The 17335-nt window shown below is 68.9% G+C and carries 17 protein-coding genes and 1 pseudogene; 6 read left to right on the top strand and 12 right to left on the bottom strand.

Annotation, left to right across the window (positions count from 1 at the left end; all coding sequences use genetic code 11):
- Window positions 1-264: 264 nt before the first annotated feature.
- Entirely contained in the window at window positions 265-876 is a 612-nt protein-coding gene (locus ACGFY5_RS20850; RefSeq protein ID WP_392721977.1) for a hypothetical protein, read from the bottom strand.
- A gap of 317 nt (window positions 877-1193) precedes the next feature.
- Here ACGFY5_RS20850 and ACGFY5_RS20845 point away from each other — a divergent pair, with 317 nt between their 5' ends.
- Together ACGFY5_RS20845 and ACGFY5_RS20840 are read left to right on the top strand one after the other, a co-directional pair.
- Complete coding sequence (locus ACGFY5_RS20845; RefSeq protein ID WP_392722570.1) at window positions 1194-1982, top strand: transposase; 789 nt, start codon at window positions 1194-1196, stop codon at window positions 1980-1982.
- A 180-nt stretch (window positions 1983-2162) separates the two neighbouring features.
- On the top strand, window positions 2163-2444 hold the full coding sequence (locus ACGFY5_RS20840; protein WP_392721976.1) for a hypothetical protein: 282 nt from the start codon (window positions 2163-2165) through the stop codon (window positions 2442-2444).
- Window positions 2445-2478: 34 nt separating this feature from the next.
- Here the strand turns inward: ACGFY5_RS20840 and ACGFY5_RS20835 are convergent, their stop codons facing one another.
- Window positions 2479-4044 carry a recombinase family protein gene (locus ACGFY5_RS20835; RefSeq protein ID WP_392721974.1) on the bottom strand — a complete coding sequence of 522 codons (1566 nt, stop codon included), beginning with the start codon at window positions 4042-4044 and terminating at the stop codon, window positions 2479-2481.
- 26 nt (window positions 4045-4070) lie between these two features.
- Window positions 4071-4385, bottom strand: a pseudogene (locus ACGFY5_RS20830) (SAM-dependent methyltransferase); the annotation flags it as partial.
- A gap of 66 nt (window positions 4386-4451) precedes the next feature.
- On the opposite strand from ACGFY5_RS20830, the gene ACGFY5_RS20825 reads away from it, so the two are divergent.
- Entirely contained in the window at window positions 4452-5069 is a 618-nt protein-coding gene (locus ACGFY5_RS20825) for a class I SAM-dependent methyltransferase (RefSeq protein ID WP_392721972.1), read from the top strand.
- On the opposite strand, the gene dmpG is transcribed toward ACGFY5_RS20825, so the two are convergent.
- The 3 genes from dmpG to ACGFY5_RS20810 are packed head-to-tail and all read right to left on the bottom strand — an operon-like array spanning window position 5018 to window position 7741.
- On the bottom strand, window positions 5018-6073 hold the full coding sequence (dmpG, locus tag ACGFY5_RS20820) for a 4-hydroxy-2-oxovalerate aldolase (protein WP_392721970.1): 1056 nt from the start codon (window positions 6071-6073) through the stop codon (window positions 5018-5020). The two genes, ACGFY5_RS20825 and dmpG, sit on opposite strands and share 52 nt — an antisense overlap.
- Window positions 6070-6942 carry an acetaldehyde dehydrogenase (acetylating) gene (locus ACGFY5_RS20815; protein ID WP_392721968.1) on the bottom strand — a complete coding sequence of 291 codons (873 nt, stop codon included), beginning with the start codon at window positions 6940-6942 and terminating at the stop codon, window positions 6070-6072. The genes dmpG and ACGFY5_RS20815 overlap by 4 nt, the downstream gene beginning before the upstream one ends.
- 25 nt (window positions 6943-6967) lie before the next feature.
- Window positions 6968-7741 carry a 2-keto-4-pentenoate hydratase gene (locus ACGFY5_RS20810; protein WP_392721966.1) on the bottom strand — a complete coding sequence of 258 codons (774 nt, stop codon included), beginning with the start codon at window positions 7739-7741 and terminating at the stop codon, window positions 6968-6970.
- Window positions 7742-7842: 101 nt separating this feature from the next.
- On the opposite strand from ACGFY5_RS20810, the gene kstD reads away from it, so the two are divergent.
- Window positions 7843-9513 carry a 3-oxosteroid 1-dehydrogenase gene (gene kstD, locus ACGFY5_RS20805; RefSeq protein WP_392721965.1) on the top strand — a complete coding sequence of 557 codons (1671 nt, stop codon included), beginning with the start codon at window positions 7843-7845 and terminating at the stop codon, window positions 9511-9513.
- A gap of 7 nt (window positions 9514-9520) precedes the next feature.
- On the top strand, window positions 9521-10309 hold the full coding sequence (locus ACGFY5_RS20800) for an SAM-dependent methyltransferase (protein ID WP_392721963.1): 789 nt from the start codon (window positions 9521-9523) through the stop codon (window positions 10307-10309).
- A gap of 337 nt (window positions 10310-10646) precedes the next feature.
- Here ACGFY5_RS20800 and ACGFY5_RS20795 read toward each other — a convergent pair whose 3' ends face one another.
- The 5 genes from ACGFY5_RS20795 to ACGFY5_RS20775 are packed head-to-tail and all read right to left on the bottom strand — an operon-like array spanning window position 10647 to window position 15280.
- A complete protein-coding gene (locus ACGFY5_RS20795; RefSeq protein WP_392721961.1) occupies window positions 10647-11816 on the bottom strand; it encodes a lipid-transfer protein in 1170 nt (389 codons plus the stop codon).
- Complete coding sequence (locus ACGFY5_RS20790; RefSeq protein WP_392721960.1) at window positions 11813-12181, bottom strand: MaoC family dehydratase; 369 nt, start codon at window positions 12179-12181, stop codon at window positions 11813-11815. The genes ACGFY5_RS20795 and ACGFY5_RS20790 overlap by 4 nt, the downstream gene beginning before the upstream one ends.
- Window positions 12178-13074, bottom strand: coding sequence for a bifunctional MaoC family dehydratase N-terminal/OB-fold nucleic acid binding domain-containing protein (locus ACGFY5_RS20785; RefSeq protein ID WP_392721958.1), 897 nt, complete (start codon window positions 13072-13074; stop codon window positions 12178-12180). The genes ACGFY5_RS20790 and ACGFY5_RS20785 overlap by 4 nt, the downstream gene beginning before the upstream one ends.
- Window positions 13071-14240 carry an acyl-CoA dehydrogenase family protein gene (locus ACGFY5_RS20780; protein ID WP_392721956.1) on the bottom strand — a complete coding sequence of 390 codons (1170 nt, stop codon included), beginning with the start codon at window positions 14238-14240 and terminating at the stop codon, window positions 13071-13073. Before ACGFY5_RS20780 ends, ACGFY5_RS20785 begins: the two co-directional genes overlap by 4 nt.
- Window positions 14234-15280, bottom strand: a complete 1047-nt coding sequence (locus tag ACGFY5_RS20775; protein WP_392721954.1) for an acyl-CoA dehydrogenase family protein — start codon at window positions 15278-15280, stop codon at window positions 14234-14236. Before ACGFY5_RS20775 ends, ACGFY5_RS20780 begins: the two co-directional genes overlap by 7 nt.
- Before the next feature lie 188 nt (window positions 15281-15468).
- On the opposite strand from ACGFY5_RS20775, the gene kstR reads away from it, so the two are divergent.
- Window positions 15469-16137 (top strand): cholesterol catabolism transcriptional regulator KstR, encoded by a 669-nt coding sequence (kstR, locus tag ACGFY5_RS20770; protein WP_392721952.1) that lies wholly within the window; start codon window positions 15469-15471, stop codon window positions 16135-16137.
- Here kstR and ACGFY5_RS20765 read toward each other — a convergent pair.
- Complete coding sequence (locus tag ACGFY5_RS20765) at window positions 16103-17299, bottom strand: metallophosphoesterase (RefSeq protein WP_392721951.1); 1197 nt, start codon at window positions 17297-17299, stop codon at window positions 16103-16105. The two genes, kstR and ACGFY5_RS20765, sit on opposite strands and share 35 nt — an antisense overlap.
- Window positions 17300-17335 lie beyond the last annotated feature (36 nt).

Here is a 17335-nt window from a genome sequence, read left to right as displayed (position 1 = left end):
GGAAACCGGTCGTGAGGATGGAGCCCGGACAGTTCCGGCTCCCGGAGGTGCACCGGCACATCCAGGCCGGGCGCGTTATCCTCCTCCTCCCCGCCGCCCGACCTCCACAGCCGGACCCTCCTGCGGCCGACGTCGACTGACACCTGACCGCGACCGACACATAGAGGCTCACCCGAGCCGACCGCCGGGTGAGCCTCTATCGGGCTCCTGCCTAACGAATTCCTCGAGGAGAGCGGCTAACACGTGCCTCCCGTCTGGCTCCCCCTACAGGGACTCGCCACAGTCGCTTAATGGAATGGTGCGAGTCGCTTTTGAGGTTTCCGTTGATCCTGCCATCACGTCCGATGAGGTGGGGACCAATTTAGAGAAGCGGCCGTTTCTGAAGCGAACCCATGAGACGTTAAAGGGATCCCTGACGATATAGACCAGCGGCACGCGCGCGTTTGAAGACAGAAACTCGATGGCCGTGCAAGGCGGCAACGGGTAGAATTGAGAAGAAATTCCCCATATCTCTATAGGCGTCTGATCTGAGGACTCATCCGGATTCGCGGTGCGACCAATGAGGCTTGGTGAGTCTGAGGCTGAGGAATTATGCCGCTGCTTCTCATGGCTCACAGCGCTTACGAATCCCCCCATGACGAAAAGATCCATGTAGGCCGTAGACCGATTCTCTACCCTGTCGATCGTATTGTCGGGATGATATTGCGCAATGCGCGATATGTAGCGCTGCTCAAGTAGTGTACGTTGCTGGTTGTTTGTTATCTCTTGGTCATGGTTCGCCGAAATCTGATCTTGTGTCGCTGTGGTTTGCTGTCGGATACTGACGCCAGTAAAAGCGAGCGCACCGACGGCTGTCAAAGTTGCAACGGCTGTCATGAAGGCTTGCCACCCAGACCCTTTGCCTGGCGAAGCAGCGACCGTGACCTGAACGTTCGCGCGGCCTTGCCGTTGTTTCGTTGCTAACCTGCGGCTAGGTCTCCCACCCATGTCTTGAGTGTAGGGGCCAAGCGCTACATAGGACTTGTCTCCGCCGAGACGACGCAAAACTCAACGCACCCGGTCAAGCCTGCGAGTACTTGAACAGTGCATCGCACATGCACTTCCGATGCGTGTTGCATTGTTGGTAGCACTGCGGATCTGTGTAGCTAAGGCCTGCCTCGTAACCACGGTCTGTGGTGGTCGTTGGGTGCTGCGTGGTGGTGTTGTCGGCGTCGCGGACGGAGTTGATCCCGGTGTTCACCGGCTTGTCGGAGCGGCAGTTCCGGCGTCTGGTCGCGACGGTGGCCCGCCGGGGCGGTGATCTGGTCGCCGACGGTCGTCCGGGACGGCCGTGGTGTCTGCCGCTGGCCGACCGGGTGCTGCTGGTCGCGGTGTACTACCGCACGAATCTGACGATGCGTCAGGTCGCGCCGCTCTTCGGGATCAGGCAGGCCGCCGTGCACCGCATCATCGACCGGCTCGCACCGTTGCTCACGCTCTCACCGGTCACCCGCCGGCACTCACCCGAGCGGGTCCTCATCGTTGACGGCACGCTCGTCCCGGTCCGCGATCAGAGCATCAGCGCGCGGTCGAAGAATTACCGGTATTCGGTGAACGTGCAGGTCGTCATCGACGCCGACACCCACCTCGTGGTCGCGGCCGGTGACCCGGTGGCGGGTAACCGCAACGACTGCACCGCCTACCAGGACTCCGGCGCGGCCTGGGCGACCCGCGGCGCGACCGTGATCGCCGATGGCGCCTACCGCGGGCCCCGCTGCGCCGGGGTGGTCATCCCGCACCGCCGTAACCGCGACAAGACCCCGCTGCCGGACTGGAAAGAAGACCACAACCGCTCCCACCGTCACGTCCGCGCCCGCATCGAACACGTCTTCGCCCGCATGAAGAACTGGAAAATCCTCCGCGACTGCCGCCGCCGCGGCACCGGTGCCGCTCACGCCGTCCGCGGGATCGCGTTCATGCACAACCTCGCCACCACCATCTGAACCCGGCCGAACCGGCCAACGTCATCCCGGTCGAGTTACGAGGCAGGCCTTAGACGAGCATCCGCAGCCGGGAGAGCGACGTAGTGATCAGCTGCAGCCATGTATGCGATGTGCGAGCCGTCAACAAACCAGAGCATCTCCGGCCCTTATGTGCACCGCGCTGCCGCCGACCAACACGGCGTGGCTCCCCGGTCCGTAGACGACCTTGGCTTCGGCTACAGGTCCAAGATCCTCACCCCGGCGCAGCGTGAGCAGCTTTGCGAGATGGCGAACAGTAGGGCCTTCGGTCAGACCGATGGCCGGTACTTCGGCGGCTACGACCACAAGCAGGCACGCCAGGTCGCGAACGCGATGCGGCGCTACATGGCAAGAACGCTCTTCGGGCTCCGGGCATCCATCAGGGTCTTCGATGCTGTGGACGGCGCCGCCACGCTGGAAGTGCAGCTGATCGAGAGGACGTGACGCGGCGCCAACTCCGTGCCGCTGCGCAGAGGCGCTATTGCCCGGAGTTGCTGTTCGGCCCGGTGCGAGGCCTGGGGCGGAAGCACAAGCCGTCGCCCAGATCAACGATCCTGTCCGCAGCGGCGATCTCGGCCGCCCCGGGCCTGCCGTCGGCCCGGGGCGGCGCGACGGTGTCACCCGGGTCGTCCGTGCCACCGAGGCCGTTTGAGCCACCGACGCCGATCGTGAGACCCCACTGTCCCTCATGGAGCGCCAGAGCCATGCCGTAAGAATTCTTGACCGCGCGGACCATGCTCCGTTTCACCGCGTCGTCCCCGCCGGTCCACATTCCGGCGACCGACTGCCCCGTCGGGGCGTAGTCGAACCGGTCCGGGACCAGCGCGAACCCCTCGACCTGCGCCTTCATCGCCTTACGATTCGCGATCAGCGCGTCTAGTTCCTTGTCGTCCTCGGTGGCCGACAAGGAGCCCTGCACCCGCCGCAACTCCGCGTTCAGGGCATCGAGCTCGTGGGCGTTCCCGGCCACCCGCTGGAACGCCAGCACCGGCGTCTCGTCCCCGGCGAACCGGCCCTCGATCAACTCCACGATCGGAGCCGCGTCGATCCCTGTGAAAAGGCCGCACGCCAGCCGTTTCTTGGCTTTCCCGCCGCAACGCAGCTTCGGCGTCCGGAGGTTACCCGCCGGGGTCCGGCCGACGTTTACGTAGAGGAACCCGCCGCATCCCGGGCAGTCCAGGACCCCGGAAACCCAGTTCGCCGGGCTCGCCACTGGCCGACCGCCCTTGTTCGCCCGCGCGGCAGTCCGATTGGCCTCAAGGACCTTGTTCGCCCGCCACCACAACGGCGACTCCACCACCGCGCTCACTGCGTGCATCCACGTCTCGGTCACCCCGTTGTAGGTGTAGCGGCACTCCACGAACCCTGTGTGGTTCGCCGCGAACCGGATCACCGACTTCACCCCGGCTGGATACATCCCGTAGGACCGTGCCACCGCCGACAACGACTCCCCATCCGCGACCCGCTCGTAGATGTCCCGCACTGCGGCCGGATCTGCGCACACCGCCTGCTTGGCGTAACGGACACCCTCCGTCGTCCAGAACGCCGGCAGCGGACCATGATGCGCTTTGTTGTCGCGGATCACCGCCATCCCGCGGTACGTCGTGTCCTTCACCGTCCGCGACTTCTCCGCGTTCGCCTGCTGCAACACCAGCGTCACGATCCGACCCGGAAAATCCGTCTTCCCGTAGAGCGGTTCACTCAGTGACAACACGTCCCCGCCCGCCGCCCGGATCGCCAGCAGGATCTCCGCCTGTGCGTCGAGATTCTCCCTGCGGTCCAAACGCGACGACTCCGTCACGATCAGCATTGACGCGTCCCCACGGCCGATTCGGTCGATCGCCTGACGTAACGCAGGTTCCTGCGCCCCACCACTGGCCGAGTACCCCTGCAACTCGATCCAGTCCACAATCTGGATCCCACGCTCAATCGCCGCCGCTTCGATAACCTGCTTCTGCGACAGCAAATCCTGACTGCCAGTGCTGACCCGCACCAACGCCAGACCCAGCGCCGAAATCGCACCCCGAACCGGTGAACCCGTCATGCGTGCATACTACCCGGTTATTAATGATCGTTGTCGACGTAGACGACACGCGCATCGGGCGCCACCGTCTGCGCCACCTCGTGCGTGTTGTTCGCGGTGGGGATGCCGGTGCCGACGTCGAGGAACTGCCGGATCCCGGCCTCGCCCGCGAGGTACGTGACGGCGCGGCGCAGGAAGCCGCGGTTCTCGATCGCGAGCGTGCGGATGCTGGGGTACGCGGCAGCGATCGCGTCACCGGCTGCCCGGTCGGCCGCGAAGTTGTCCTTGCCCCCGAGCCAGTAGTCGTACCGCCGGGCGGGGTGCGCGATCGAGATGTCTAGGCCAGGGGGCGCTGATTCCACGAACCGAATCCTAGATGGGGGCTGACCCCGATTGCGTGGTCAGCGGATCGGAGCGATCGTGGACGGGTGCCTTCGTTCGCGCGTGATCCCGGGACGGCGGCGTACTACGAGCAGCGCGCCGCGGAGTACGACGAGTGGTACGAGAGCCTCGGGCGCTTCGCCGCGCGCCTCCGTCCGGGCTGGGACGCCGAAGTCGACGACCTGTGCCGGTTCGTCCACGCCCTGGAGCCCGCGCGCACCCTGGACGTGGCCTGCGGCAGCGGCTTCCTCACCCGACATCTGCGCGGGTTCGTCGTCGCGCTGGACCAGAGCCCCTCGATGGTGGCGCTGACCCAGCGTCGCTTGAGGAACGGCATCGCGCTGCGCGGTGACGCGCTCGACCTGCCGTTCGCCGACGACGCCTTCGAGCGCGTGTTCACCGGCCACTTCTACGGGCACCTGCCGCCGGCGGAGCGCGCCACGTTCCTGGGCGAGGCCCGCCGGGTGGCGCGCGAGCTGATCGTCGTCGACACCGCGCTCCGCCCCGGCGAACACCCCGAGCAGCAGCAGGAGCGCATCCTCAACGACGGCTCCCGCCACCATGTCTTCAAGCGTTTCCTGACCGTCGAGCAACTCGCGGACGAGATCGGTGGTCAGCCCGTCCTGACCGGCGACTGGTTCGTGGCGGCCGCCTCTTCGCGCTGACCCTGCTGCTCCTTCTGTATGGCGAGCGCGATGTCGATGAGCTGGTCCTCCTGGCCGCCGACGAGCTTGCGCGCACCCGCCCGCACCAGGATCTCCGCGCCCGACACCTGGTACCGCTCGGCCTGCCGGAACGCGTGCTTGAGGAAGCTGGAGTACACCCCGGCGTAGCCCATGATCAGCGCCATCCGGTCGAGACGGCACTCCTCGGGCATCGTCGGCAGCACGACGTCCTCGGCGGCGTCGACGATCGCGAAGAAGTCGATGCCGGTCTCGATGCCGAGCTTGTCGCACACCCCGACGAACGCCTCGACCGGCGTGTTGCCCGCCCCGGCGCCGAACCGCCGCGTCGAACCGTCGATCTGCTGGGCGCCCGCGCGCACGGCGAGGACCGAGTTCGCGACGCCCAGCCCCAGGTTCTCGTGCCCGTGGAAGCCGACAGTGGCGTCGTCGCCCAATTCAGCGACCAGGGCGGAAACCCGATCACCGACCTGATCCATCACCAGAGCTCCGGCCGAGTCGACGACGTACACGCACTGGCAGCCGGCGTCGGCCATGATGCGGGCCTGCTCGGCGAGATCCTCCGGGGGGATCGAGTGCGCCATCATCAGGAACCCGACGGTCTCCAACCCGAGATCGCGGGCGAGGCCGAAGTGCTGGATCGAGACGTCGGCCTCGGTGCAGTGCGTGGCGACGCGGCAGATCGTCGCCCCGTTGTCGGCGGCCGCGCGGATGTCGTCCTTCACGCCGACGCCCGGCAGCATCAGGAACGCGATCTTCGCCTGCGTGGCGGTTTCCACCGCGGTGCGGATGAGCTCCTGCTCGGGCGTGTGGCTGAACCCGTAGTTGTACGAGGAACCGCCCAGTCCATCGCCGTGGGTCACCTCGAGCACCGGCACGCCGGCGGCGTCCAGCGCACCGACGACCGCGCGTACTTCGTCGACAGTGAATTGGTGGCGTTTGGCGTGTGAGCCGTCCCGCAGGGACGTATCGGTGATGCGAATCATGCCGTCACCCTCCGGGAAGCGAGCTCAGCGCCGACCCGGGCGGCCGCCGCGGTCATGATGTCGAGGTTGCCTGCGTAGGGCGGCAGATAGTCCCCGGCGCCCTCCACCTCGATGAAGATGCTCACCCGGTCGTCGTCGAACTGGACGTCGTTGAGGAGCCGGTAGCCGGGCACGTAGGCCGCCACGTCCGCGACCATCCGCTCCACCGACGCGGTGATCGCGGCCTGATCGGCGTCGGGCGCGACCTGGCAGAAGATCGTGTCGCGCATGATCATCGGCGGATCGGCCGGGTTGAGCACGATGATCGCCTTGCCCCGTTCGGCGCCGCCGATCGTCTCGAGACCGCGGCTGGTGACGCGCGTGAACTCGTCGATGTTCGCCCGGGTGCCGGGCCCCGCCGACTTCGACGCCACGGTGGCGACGATCTCGGCATAGTGCACCGGTGTGGCCCGGGAAACCGCGGCGACCATCGGAATCGTCGCCTGCCCGCCACAGGTGATCAGATTGACGTTCGTTGCGCCCAACTCGTCGCCCAGATTGACGGGAGGGATGACGGCGGGACCGACCGCTGCGGGCGTCAGGTCGATCGCGACGATCCCGGCCTCCGCGTAGCGGGGGGCATTGGCGCGGTGCACGGAGGCCGAGGTGGCTTCGAACACCAGGTCCGGACGTTGGTCCTGCTTCAGAAGCCACTCGACGCCTTCGGCGCTGGCTTCCAGACCCGCTTTCGCCGCCCGCTGGAGGCCTTCGCTCTCGGGGTCGATACCGATCATCCACTGCGGCTCGATGTGCTCGGAGCGCAGCAACTTGTACATCAGGTCGGTGCCGATGTTGCCGGACCCGACGATCGCTGCCCGTGCTTTCCTCACGCGTCACCTCGCTTGGTCGGAGAGCTCATTTGAAGGTGAGGTGCACCGCGCCGAGCGGCCCGAACTCGGCGCGGAACACGTCGCCGGGACGAGCGTCGACCGCTCGTGTGCAGGACCCGGGAAGTACCACGTGCCCGGCACGCAACCGGACGCCGAAGCGTGCGACGGTGCGCGCGAGCCAGGCGACCGCGACCAGCGGATTGCCGAGGACGGCCGACGATGTACCGGAGCCGACCTGCTCGTTGTTGCGGTGGAGGATCACCGGGAGCGCCGCGAGGTCGACAGTGCGCGGATCGAGCCGGGTCTTGCCGAGGACGAAGCCGGCGGAGGAGGCGTTGTCGGCGATCGTGTCGGGAAGTGCGATCTTCCAGTCGACGATGCGGCTGTCGATGAGTTCGAGCGCCGGCGCGATGGCTTCGGTGGCCGCGAGGGCCTGCTCCTCGGTGCAGTCTTCGGGGAGATCGTCGCCGAGGACGAAGCCCACCTCGGGTTCGACGCGCGGGAGCAGGTAGCGGCTCGTATCGACCGGGGCGTCCTCGGCGTTGCGCATGTCGGCGAGCAGGTGGCCGTAGTCGGGCTCGTCGACGCCCATCATCTGCTGCATGGCCTTGGAGCTCAGGCCGACCTTGTGGCCGACGACCGCGGCGCCGCGCCGCTCGATGTTGAGCAGCTGGATGCGGTAGGCGTCGCCGGCGGTGATGCCCGGGAACGTGGTGATCAGCGGCGGGATCGCCACTCGGTCACGCTCGGCTGACCGGAGGGCGTCAGCCGCTCGTCGTAGGTCGACGTCGTCGAGCATGGAGGACTCCGCTCTAGAACGCGTTCTGATTCAAGCTCGCTCCCACCATAGCGGTGCGGTCCGACTTTTCTATAACGTGTTACAGATCGAGAGGAGCTTCGATGTCCGCTGCCCAAGAGTTCGACCTGGTAGTCGTCGGTGCCGGCGGTGCGGGGATGACCGCAGCGCTGGCCGCCGCCACGTCGGGCCTGCGCGCGATAGTGGTGGAGAAGTCCCCGCGCTACGGCGGTTCCACCGCCCGGTCCGGTGGAGGCGTCTGGATTCCCAACAACCACGTGCTGCAGCGCGACGGTGTGGTCGACGACGCCGCAGCGGCGAAGACGTACCTGGAGCACATCGTCGCGACCGCGGCGCAGCCGGGTGACGAGGACGGCAGTGCGTTGCGAGACGCGTTCCTGCGCCACGGGCCCGACATGCTCGCGCTCCTGGAGCGCGAGACGCCGCTGCGGCTGGGCTGGGTGCGCGGCTACTCCGACTACTACCCGGAGGCACCCGGCGGACGTCCGACGGGGCGGTCGGTGGAGCCGCGCCCGTTCCCGGCGTCGGTGCTGGGCTCGCTGCGGTCGACGCTCGAGCCGCCGTACCTCGCCGCGAAGGGCGGGCTGGCGATCACGCAGGCGGAGTTCCGCTGGCTGAACCTGGTGATGCGGCATCCACGAGGGGTGGCCACGGCGGCCCGCGTCGGCGCCCGGGCGTGGGGCAGCCGGATGCGGCGGCGCGAGCTGCTGACGATGGGCCAGGCGCTGGCCGCCGGGTTACGCGCCGGGCTGGAGCGGCACGACGTGCCGGTGTGGTTGTCGACGCCGATGCTGGAGTTGGTGGTTTCGGGCGGGCGCGTGACCGGTGTCCGGGTCGCGGTGCGGGGTGCGGAGCCCGAGGTGTTGACCGCCTCGAAGGGCGTCGTGCTCACCGCCGGTGGATTCGAGCGCGACGACACGATGCGCAAGAAGTACCAGAAGGAGCCGATCGGCACCGAGTGGACCGTCGGCGCCGAGGCGAACACCGGCGACGGCATCCGCACCGCGCAGGACCTCGGTGCGGCGGTGCGCCTGATGGACGACGCCTGGTGGGGACCGTCGGTGCCGCTGCCGCGCGGGCCGTACTTCCTGCTGGCGGAGCGCTCGCTGCCGGGATGCGTGCTGGTGGACGTGAACGGCAAGCGCTTCGTGAACGAGGCTGCCCCGTACGTGGACGCCGTGCACGCGATGTACTCGTTCGACGAGCCGCGGGTGCCCGCGTGGCTGGTGTTCGATCAGCGCTATCGCGATCGGTACCTGTTCACCGCGAAGGGGCCACGGCAACCGCTGCCGGGCTCGTGGTACCGAGCGGGCGTGGCGGCTCGATCTTCGTCTCTGGCTGGCCTTTCAGAAAAAATCGGAATTCCTTCTTCTTCTTTGGAAAAAACGATCGAACGCTTCAACGGGTTTGCTTCGACGGGGCGCGACCTCGATTTCGGGCGGGGCGAATCGGCGTACGACCGCTATTACGGGGATCCCCGTGTGAAACCGAACCCCAACCTCGCGGCGCTGGTGAAGCCGCCGTTCTACGCGGTGAAGATCGTGCCGGGCGACCTCGGGACGAAGGGTGGACTGGTCACCGACGACCACTCGCGGGTGCTGCGGGACGACGGCAGCGTCATTCCGGGGCTGTACGCGGCGGGCAACACCAGCGCGCAGGTGATGGGCCGCACGTACGCCGGTCCGGGGGCGACGCTGGGGCCGGCGATGACGTCGGGGTACCTGGCGGCGCTCGATGCGGCGGGTGCGCTGTAATTCCCGTGTGAGCAACGAGGAAGCACCTCCCGGCATCGACACGTCGGTCGCACACCCCGCGCGGCGGTACGACTACTGGCTCGGTGGCACCGTGAACTTCGCCGCCGACCGGGCGTCGGGCGACGCGATCGCGGCCGCATTCCCCAGCACCCGCACCGCGGCGGTGGAGAACCGCAGGTTCCTGCAGCGAGCGGTGAAGTATTTGTTCGATTCAGGCATCAGGCAGTTCCTGGACGTGGGAACGGGGATACCGAGCGCAGGGAACGTGCACGAGGTGGCCCCCGATGCGCGGGTGGTGTACGTCGACAACGATCCGATCGTGCTGTTGCACGCGGGGCCTTTGCTGAGCCGTAACACCACGTACCTCGAAGGAGACGTACGGAACCCCGGCGAGATTCTGGCGCGGGCTCCGCTGGACTTCGATCAGCCGATCGGGTTGCTGCTGTTCTCGGTGCTGCACTTCCTGGAGGACGCGGATTCGCCGTATGCGCGCGTGGCGGAGCTCGTGGATGCGTTGGCGCCGGGTTCGTACCTCGCGTTGTCGCACGGCACCATCGATCACCAGACGCCGGAACAGTTGGAGGCTCTGGCGCCGATCATGGCGTCGACGCCGGGGCAGTTCCGTTCGTTCGCGGAGGTGTCGCGCTTCTTCGAGGGGCTCGAGCTGGTGGAGCCGGGGTTGGTGAGCATCGCGGAGTGGCGGGCCTCCACGGACCTGAGCCCGGGGGACGTCGAGATGTGGGGCGGCGTCGCGCGTGTTGGTCCACTTCGGACCACAGATGCTCAGCTGTCGTGATCACCGCAGCTGGGCGCCTGTGGTCCAGACTGGATCTCAGCGCGCGCGGCCACGTGGCGCGTACGAGGTGTGCTCGGTAGAGCGCGCTGGTGCGGATGCGGCCCGGTGCGGTGATCCGCTCCGGGTCGCGCGCGCGTTCTTGGCGGAATCCGTGCAACGCGGCCTGACGACCGTGGGTGCGTTGGAAGCTGCCGACCCCCGATGGCTGGATCCAAGAGGTCGGCTTGGCGCTCGAGGCCGACTCCGAGGAGTTCCACGCGCGACGACCCCGGCAAGGTTCTCGCGACGATCGAGCAGAGCTATCGGGGACGGCCACCGGGGTTCAGCGGCGTCACCGCTACGCCGACGTGAGTACCAGGCCGCTCGTCGGCACGCCGGTGCCCGCTGTCACCAGCACTGTCGACGCGCCAGCGACCTGGTTCACCGCCGAACCCCGCAGCTGACGCACCCCCTCCGCGATCCCGTTCATCCCGTGGATGTACGCCTCCCCCAACTGCCCACCGTGGGGGTTGGTCGGCAGCGAACCGTCCAGCCCCAGGGCGCCGGAGGCCACGAGCCCCGCCGCCTCACCGCGCCCGCAGAACCCGAGCTCCTCCAGCTGCACCAGCACGAACGGCGTGAAGTGGTCGTAGAGCACGGCGACGTCCACATCGGCCGGATTCAGCCCCGCCTGCCCCCACAGCTGCCGCGCCACCGTGCCGAGCTCCGGCAACTGCGTCAGGTCGTCGCGGTAGTAGCTGGTCATCAGGTACTCGTCGTCGCCACTCCCCTGGGCGGCACCGGCGATCAGCACCGGCGCTCGCCGGAGGTCCCGCGCCCGGTCCACAGACGTCACGACAACAGCCACGCCCCCGTCACTTTCCTGGCAGCAGTCGAACAGCCGCAGCGGCTCGCAGATCCACCGCGACGCCTGGTGCTCCTCCAGCGTGATCGGCCGCTCGTAGAACCACGCCGCCGGGTTCGTCGCCGCGTGGGCGCGCATCGTCACCGCCACCCGGCCCAGGTCCTCCGACGAGGCACCGTACGTGTGCAAATAGCGCTGCGCGAACATCGCCACCCAGCTCGCCGGCGTGCCGAGCCCGAACGGGTACGACCACCCCGCGTCGACACCTCCCGAGGTCGGTGCGACCGCCAACCCCGGCTGCACCTGGCCGAAACGGTGACCCGAGCGTTCGTTGAACGCCCGGTAACAGACCACTACCGACGCGACGCCGGTCGCCACCGCCATCGCGGCCTGCTGCACGGTGGCGCACGCGGCACCGCCCCCGTAGTGGATGCGGCTGAAGAACGTCAGCTCGGGAATGCCCACCTCGCGGGCGACAGCGATCTCGGTGTTGTTGTCCTGGGTGAAGCTCACCAGCCCGTCGACGTCGGCGGGGGTGAGCCCGGCGTCGTCCAGGGCGGCGCGTACGGCTTGGGCGGCGAGTTTGAGCTCGCTGCGCCCGGAATCCTTGGAGAAGTCGGTGGCGCCGATGCCGACCAGCGCGGCCTGCCCCGAGATGCTCACAGCGTCACCTTCACCGTTCCGCGAACGTGGTCACCACGACTTACCCGGCCGACGACGGCGACCGTGAGGACACCCTCGTTCTCGGATGTCACCGACCCCGAGAACGTGAGCCGGTCGTACGCGTAACACGGCACGCCGAGGCGAATCCTCACGCCACCGATCCGCGCCGACGGCCCCGCCCAGTCCGTGACGTACCGCTGCACCAGGCCGGTCGTCGTCAGGATGTTGAGGAAGATGTCCTTCGAGCCGCGCGCCACCGCGAGGTCGCGGTCGTGGTGCACCTCCTGGTAGTCGCGGGTGGCGATCGCGGTGCTGACGACGAACGTGGGCGTGACCTCGAGGACGAGCTCGGGTAGATCCGTCATCGAACCCTCCAGGCGGGCAGAGTCAGCGACTCGTCGATGCGTTGCCACACGAGACTGACCGGTGTACCGATTTCCGGCCGCCCGTCCAGCAGCTCCCCGAGCATGCGGACGCCTTCCTCCAGCTCCACCAGCGCGACGACGTACGGCGTCTGGCGCCCCGGTACCGGGGGATGGTGGTGCACGACGTAACTGAAGATCGTGCCGCGCCCGGAGGCGACGAGGTACCCGGAGAACTCCGAGCCGCACGATCGACAGAACGGGCCGGGCGGGTGCCGCAGGACACCGCACTTCTCGCAGCGTTGAATGCGGAGCTCGCCCTTCGCCGTGCCGTCCCAGAAGAACTCGGTGTCCTTGCTGACGACCGGCCGCAGCACGTTCGGCGGCTTCGGGGCCGGCCGGAACTTCAACACTCGCCACGCCATCTCGGCGACCGGCTCGTCGCCCGAGTACCAGGTGTTGTGCGTGGTGACGAACCAGCCCTCACCCAGCGCCGTCTGCTTCGGACCGGTGACCTCGCCGAGCCGGGACCGCACGGTCAGCTTCTCGCCGGGCCGGAGGTAGCGGTGGTAGGTCTGGTCGCAGTCCGTGGCGACGATCGACGGGTAGCCGGCGTCGGTCAGCACGGTGAGCATCAGCCAGAGCGGGTCGTCGGCGTCCCGGACCCGGCCCAGTCCGGGCATCGTCCAGACCTGGATCATCGCGGGCGGTACGACGATGCCGGGATGCCCGGCTTCCACGGCGGCGTCACGATCCACGTAGACGGGATTGGAATCGCCCAGCGCGTCGAGCCAGGCATGCATCACCGGCTCGCTGACCGGATCGCGCGCCACGAACGGCGCGCTCTCGCCCCGGGCCCGGATCTTCTTCGCGGCGTCGAGAATGGTGGAGGTCATCGGGGCACCCTCTCCAGCCCGAGGCCCGCCGTCGCGATCAGCTCGCGCTGGATCTCGTCGACGCCGCCGCCGAACGTCAGGACCGTGTTGCGTTTGCGTTGGACGTCGAGCCAGCGGAGCAGCGCCGCGGTCTCCGGGTCCGCCGGGTCGCCGTGCCGGGACACGACGTCCTCCAGCAGCGGCCCGGCCCACTGGACCGCCTGCGCAGCGAACACCTTGGAGGCGGACGCGTCGGCGATCTCCCCCGGACCGCCCGCCGCCGCGGCGACCTGCCAGTTGAGCAGCTCGTTCGCACGCTGGAACGCATGGACGCGCGCCAGAGCACGTCGTACGTCGTCGCGCTCCAGCAGCGGAGCGCCAGCAGGGTCCGTCCGGGTCGAAGCCCAGGACCGCACGCGGTCGAGCAGCCCGCCCAGCCGCCCGGCCGGCCCCAGCATCACCCGCTCGTGGTTGAGCTGGGTGGTGATCAGCCGCCAGCCACGGTTCTCCTCGCCGACGCGCATCGACACCGGCACCCGGACGTCGCGGTAGTAGGTGGCGTTGACGTGGTGCGCACCGTCGGACGTGATGATCGGTGTCCACGTGTAGCCGGGGTCGCGGGTGTCGACGATCAGGATCGAGATACCGCGGTGCTTCGGCGCCTCGGGGTCGGTGCGGCAGGCCAGCCAGATGTAGTCGGCGTCGTGCCCGCCGGTGGTGAAGATCTTCTGGCCGTTGACGACGTAGTCGGCGCCGTCGCGGACCGCCCTGGTGCGCAGCGACGCGAGGTCGGTGCCGGCTTCCGGCTCGGTGTAGCCGATCGCGAAGTGGACGTCGCCGCGCAGGATGCCCGGCAGGAAGCGCGCTTTCTGGTCGTCGGTGCCGTACCGCTGGAGCGTCGGGCCGACGGTCTCGAGTGTGACCGACGGTAGTGGTACGTCCGCGCGCGTCGCCTCGTTGACGAACAGCTGCTGCTCGACCGGGCCGAGGCCGCGCCCGCCGTACTCGGTGGGCCAGCCGAGCCCGAGCCAACCGTCGCGGCCGAGGCGCCGGATCAGGTCGCGGTACTCGGGGCCGTGCCGGTCGACCAGCATCGCTTCCCGCTCGGCCGGTGAGAGGACCCCGGCGAAGTACGCGCGCATCTCGTCGCGGAGGGCGCGTTGTGCGGACGTCAGGTCGATCAGCACTTGTCCTCCACGTACTGCGCGCCGAGCCGGTCGAGCGTTTCGGAGGGCCCGCCGACCAGCCGTGCCAGGTCGCTGGCCGCCGCCGAGAAGTGCTGCAGCGGGTAGTCGCGGTCGAGACCGAGGCCGCCGTGCAGGTGGTGGCAGGTACCGATCGCGGCGGGGAGCTCGGTCGCGACCCAGTACGCGGCCACCTCGGCGTCGGTGCCCGGGTCGAGGCCGTTCTGCAGCCGCCAGACCGTGGACTGCGCCAGCAGGTGGAGCGTGCGCGACGCCAGGTAGACGTCGGCGATCTGCTGGGCGACGGCCTGGAACGTCGCCAACGGCCGCCCGAACTGTTCCCGGGTGGCCACGTGCGCGACGGTGAGGTCCAGAGCCCCGGCCAGCAGGCCGTCGCCGTAGCTGACCGCCGCGGCCAGCGCCAGGCGGTACAGGTCGCTCACCGCGTCCGCGCCGCCGACCAGCGCCTCGGCCGGAACGAAGACCTCGTCGAACGCCAGGCGGTAGGGCGCGTTCTCCCCGGCGCCGGGGACGCGGGAGACCTCCATGCCCGGCGTCCGGAGGTCGACCAACAGCAGCGCGGGTCCGGCCACCGGCACCAGGACGTGCTCCGCGGCGTCCGCGTCCGGCACTCCGAGCTTCACCCCGGAGAGCGAGTACCCGTCCGTAACCGCACTGGCCACCGTACGGGGGAAGCGCGGGAACGCCACCGACGGCTCGTGCAGCGCCGCGGTGAGCACCGCACCGTCGTCGACGACGCGCCGGAGCACGTCCTCCGCGGCACCGCACCGGGCCAGCGTCAGCGCCCCGACGCCGAGCGTCGCGAAGAACGGCGTGGACGCCGCCCGGCGCCCGAGTTCGGTGAGGACGACGGCCGCTCCGGCGGGCCCGAGGTCGTCACCGCCGACGCCGGCGGGTAACGCGAGTTCGACGAGTCCGGCGTCCACGAGCGCGTCCCACAGGCGGTCGCCGCCGGAGCGTTCGGCCACCAGCGCGGCCAGCTCCGCGGCGTCCCGCAGGGGTGGTTCGGGAGTGAAGTCCACCACCGAATACTAGAACAGGTTCTAACGGCACGCCGCGGCGTTCCGCGACGAAGTGAACGGTTTCTCCAGTGTCACGAAGGGACGATCGTGCGTTACGGGAACGTGACGGACCCCCGACACTAGAACGTGTGACTCCTTGCCCGGGGTACTCTCGTATGCGTATCCGTCAGATCCAGGGAGTTGACCCGATGGCCGGACCATCTCGTGCGCGCGGTGGCGGGCAGAGCGTCCTCAACACGCTCAACGCGCTCACCGAGGACGACCTCGGCTCGGCCGCGCAGCGTGACCGGCGCAAGCGGATGCTCGATGCCACGATCGCACTCGCGACCAAGGGCGGGTACGAGGCCGTGCAGATGCGTGCCGTCGCCGAGAACGCCGACGTCGCACTCGGCACGCTCTACCGGTACTTCCCCTCGAAGAACCACCTGCTGGTCACCGGACTCGCGCGGGAGTTCGAGAACGCCCAGGAGAAGCTCGACCGGGTCGACATCCCCGGCGAGACGCCGAGCGAGCGAGTGCTGTTCGTGCTCGGGCGGGTCACCCGCAAGCTGCAGCGTTACCCGCAGCTCACCGAGGCGATGACCCGCGCGTTCATGTTCGCGGACGCCAGCGTGTCGGCCGAGGTCGACACCGTCGCCCGGCTGATGGAGCGGATGTTCGGGCAGGCGATCCACGAGGAGCCGAGCGCCGAGGACCTGGCGATCGCCCGGGTGATCGGCGACGTGTGGCTCTCCAACCTGGTCGCCTGGGTCACCCGGCGGGCCTCGGTCAGCGACGTCGCGGCCCGCCTCGAACTCACCGTTCACCTACTCCTGGACAACGTCAGCGCGCGGCCGACCGCAGCGTCAGCACGGTGATCTCGCTCGGCGCGAAGATGCGGAACGGCGGCCCCCAGAAGCCGGTTCCACCGCTCGTGTAGAGCTGCGTCCGCTCGCCGTGGCGCGACAGGCCCCGCACCACCGGCTGGTCGAGCCGCACCAGGAAGTTGAACGGCCACATCTGGCCGCCGTGCGTGTGCCCCGACACCTGAAGGTCGATCCCCGCCTCGGCGGCGCGCCGGATGAACTTCGGCTGATGCGCCAGCAGCAGCACGGGCAGCTCCGGGTCGGCGCCGGCCAGGGCGCCGTCCAGGTCGGTGCGGTGCCCGGCCAGCCCGGAACCGGCAGCCGTCACGTCGTCGACGCCCGCCACCACCAGCCGGTCGCCGCCGCGCTCCACCACGACGTGGCGGTTGTGCAGCGAGTTCCAGCCGAGGGCGGACATCCGGTCGAGCCAACCCTGCGCCTCGTTGAAGTACTCGTGGTTGCCGGTGACGTACACCTTCGCCAGCCGCGCGTTCAGCGTGCCGAGCGGCGCCGCTTGCTCCTCGCGCTGGTCGGGCGTGCCGTCGGCGATGTCGCCCGCGTGCGCGATGACGTCCGCGTCGAGCGTGTTGACCAGTTCCGCGGTCTTGCGTGACCACTCCGCGCGATCGATCGGGCCGTAGTGGGTATCGGCGATGAGCACGACGCGGGTGCCGTCGAGGCCGGCGCCGAGCCGGGGCAGCGTGACGTCGAGCTCGCGGACGCGGGAGACGCGCATCGCCTCGTAGTGGCCCCACACCAGCAGGACCACGCTCACGACCAGCGTGAACACCGCGGTGATCCGGGAGGCGTGGTCGACCCCGCCCAGCCACAGCACGAGCCGCAGGACGTCGCCGATCACCGACCAGACGAAAAGCACCCAGACGACGCCGAGCAGCGTGTCGCCGATGCGGGCGGCACGATCGTCGTGGCGGCCGTGGCCGCGCATCATCGAGATCGGCAGGCCGATGAAGCCGGCGAGCAGCACGAGCGAACCGACGAGGACGACGGCGAGCGGCCAGTCGTTGGACGGGCCGAGCAGCGTCCACCACGGCACGCCGAACAGCAGCAGCGAGATGGCCACGACGACGCCGAGGAACGCTCCGGGGCGCCGACCGCGCTCGGGGGTGGGCGCGGGTGCGGCGTCGGCGACGCTCTGGGGTGGCGAATCGGCCACGGCGGACTCCTGTTCGACGATCCGTTCTAGCGGAGC

The sequence above is a fragment of the Cryptosporangium sp. NPDC048952 genome (assembly GCF_043197895.1).
GTDB lineage: Bacteria > Actinomycetota > Actinomycetes > Mycobacteriales > Cryptosporangiaceae > Cryptosporangium.
Note: the sequence above shows the minus strand (reverse complement) of the source record. Positions and strands in the feature narration are given on the sequence as shown.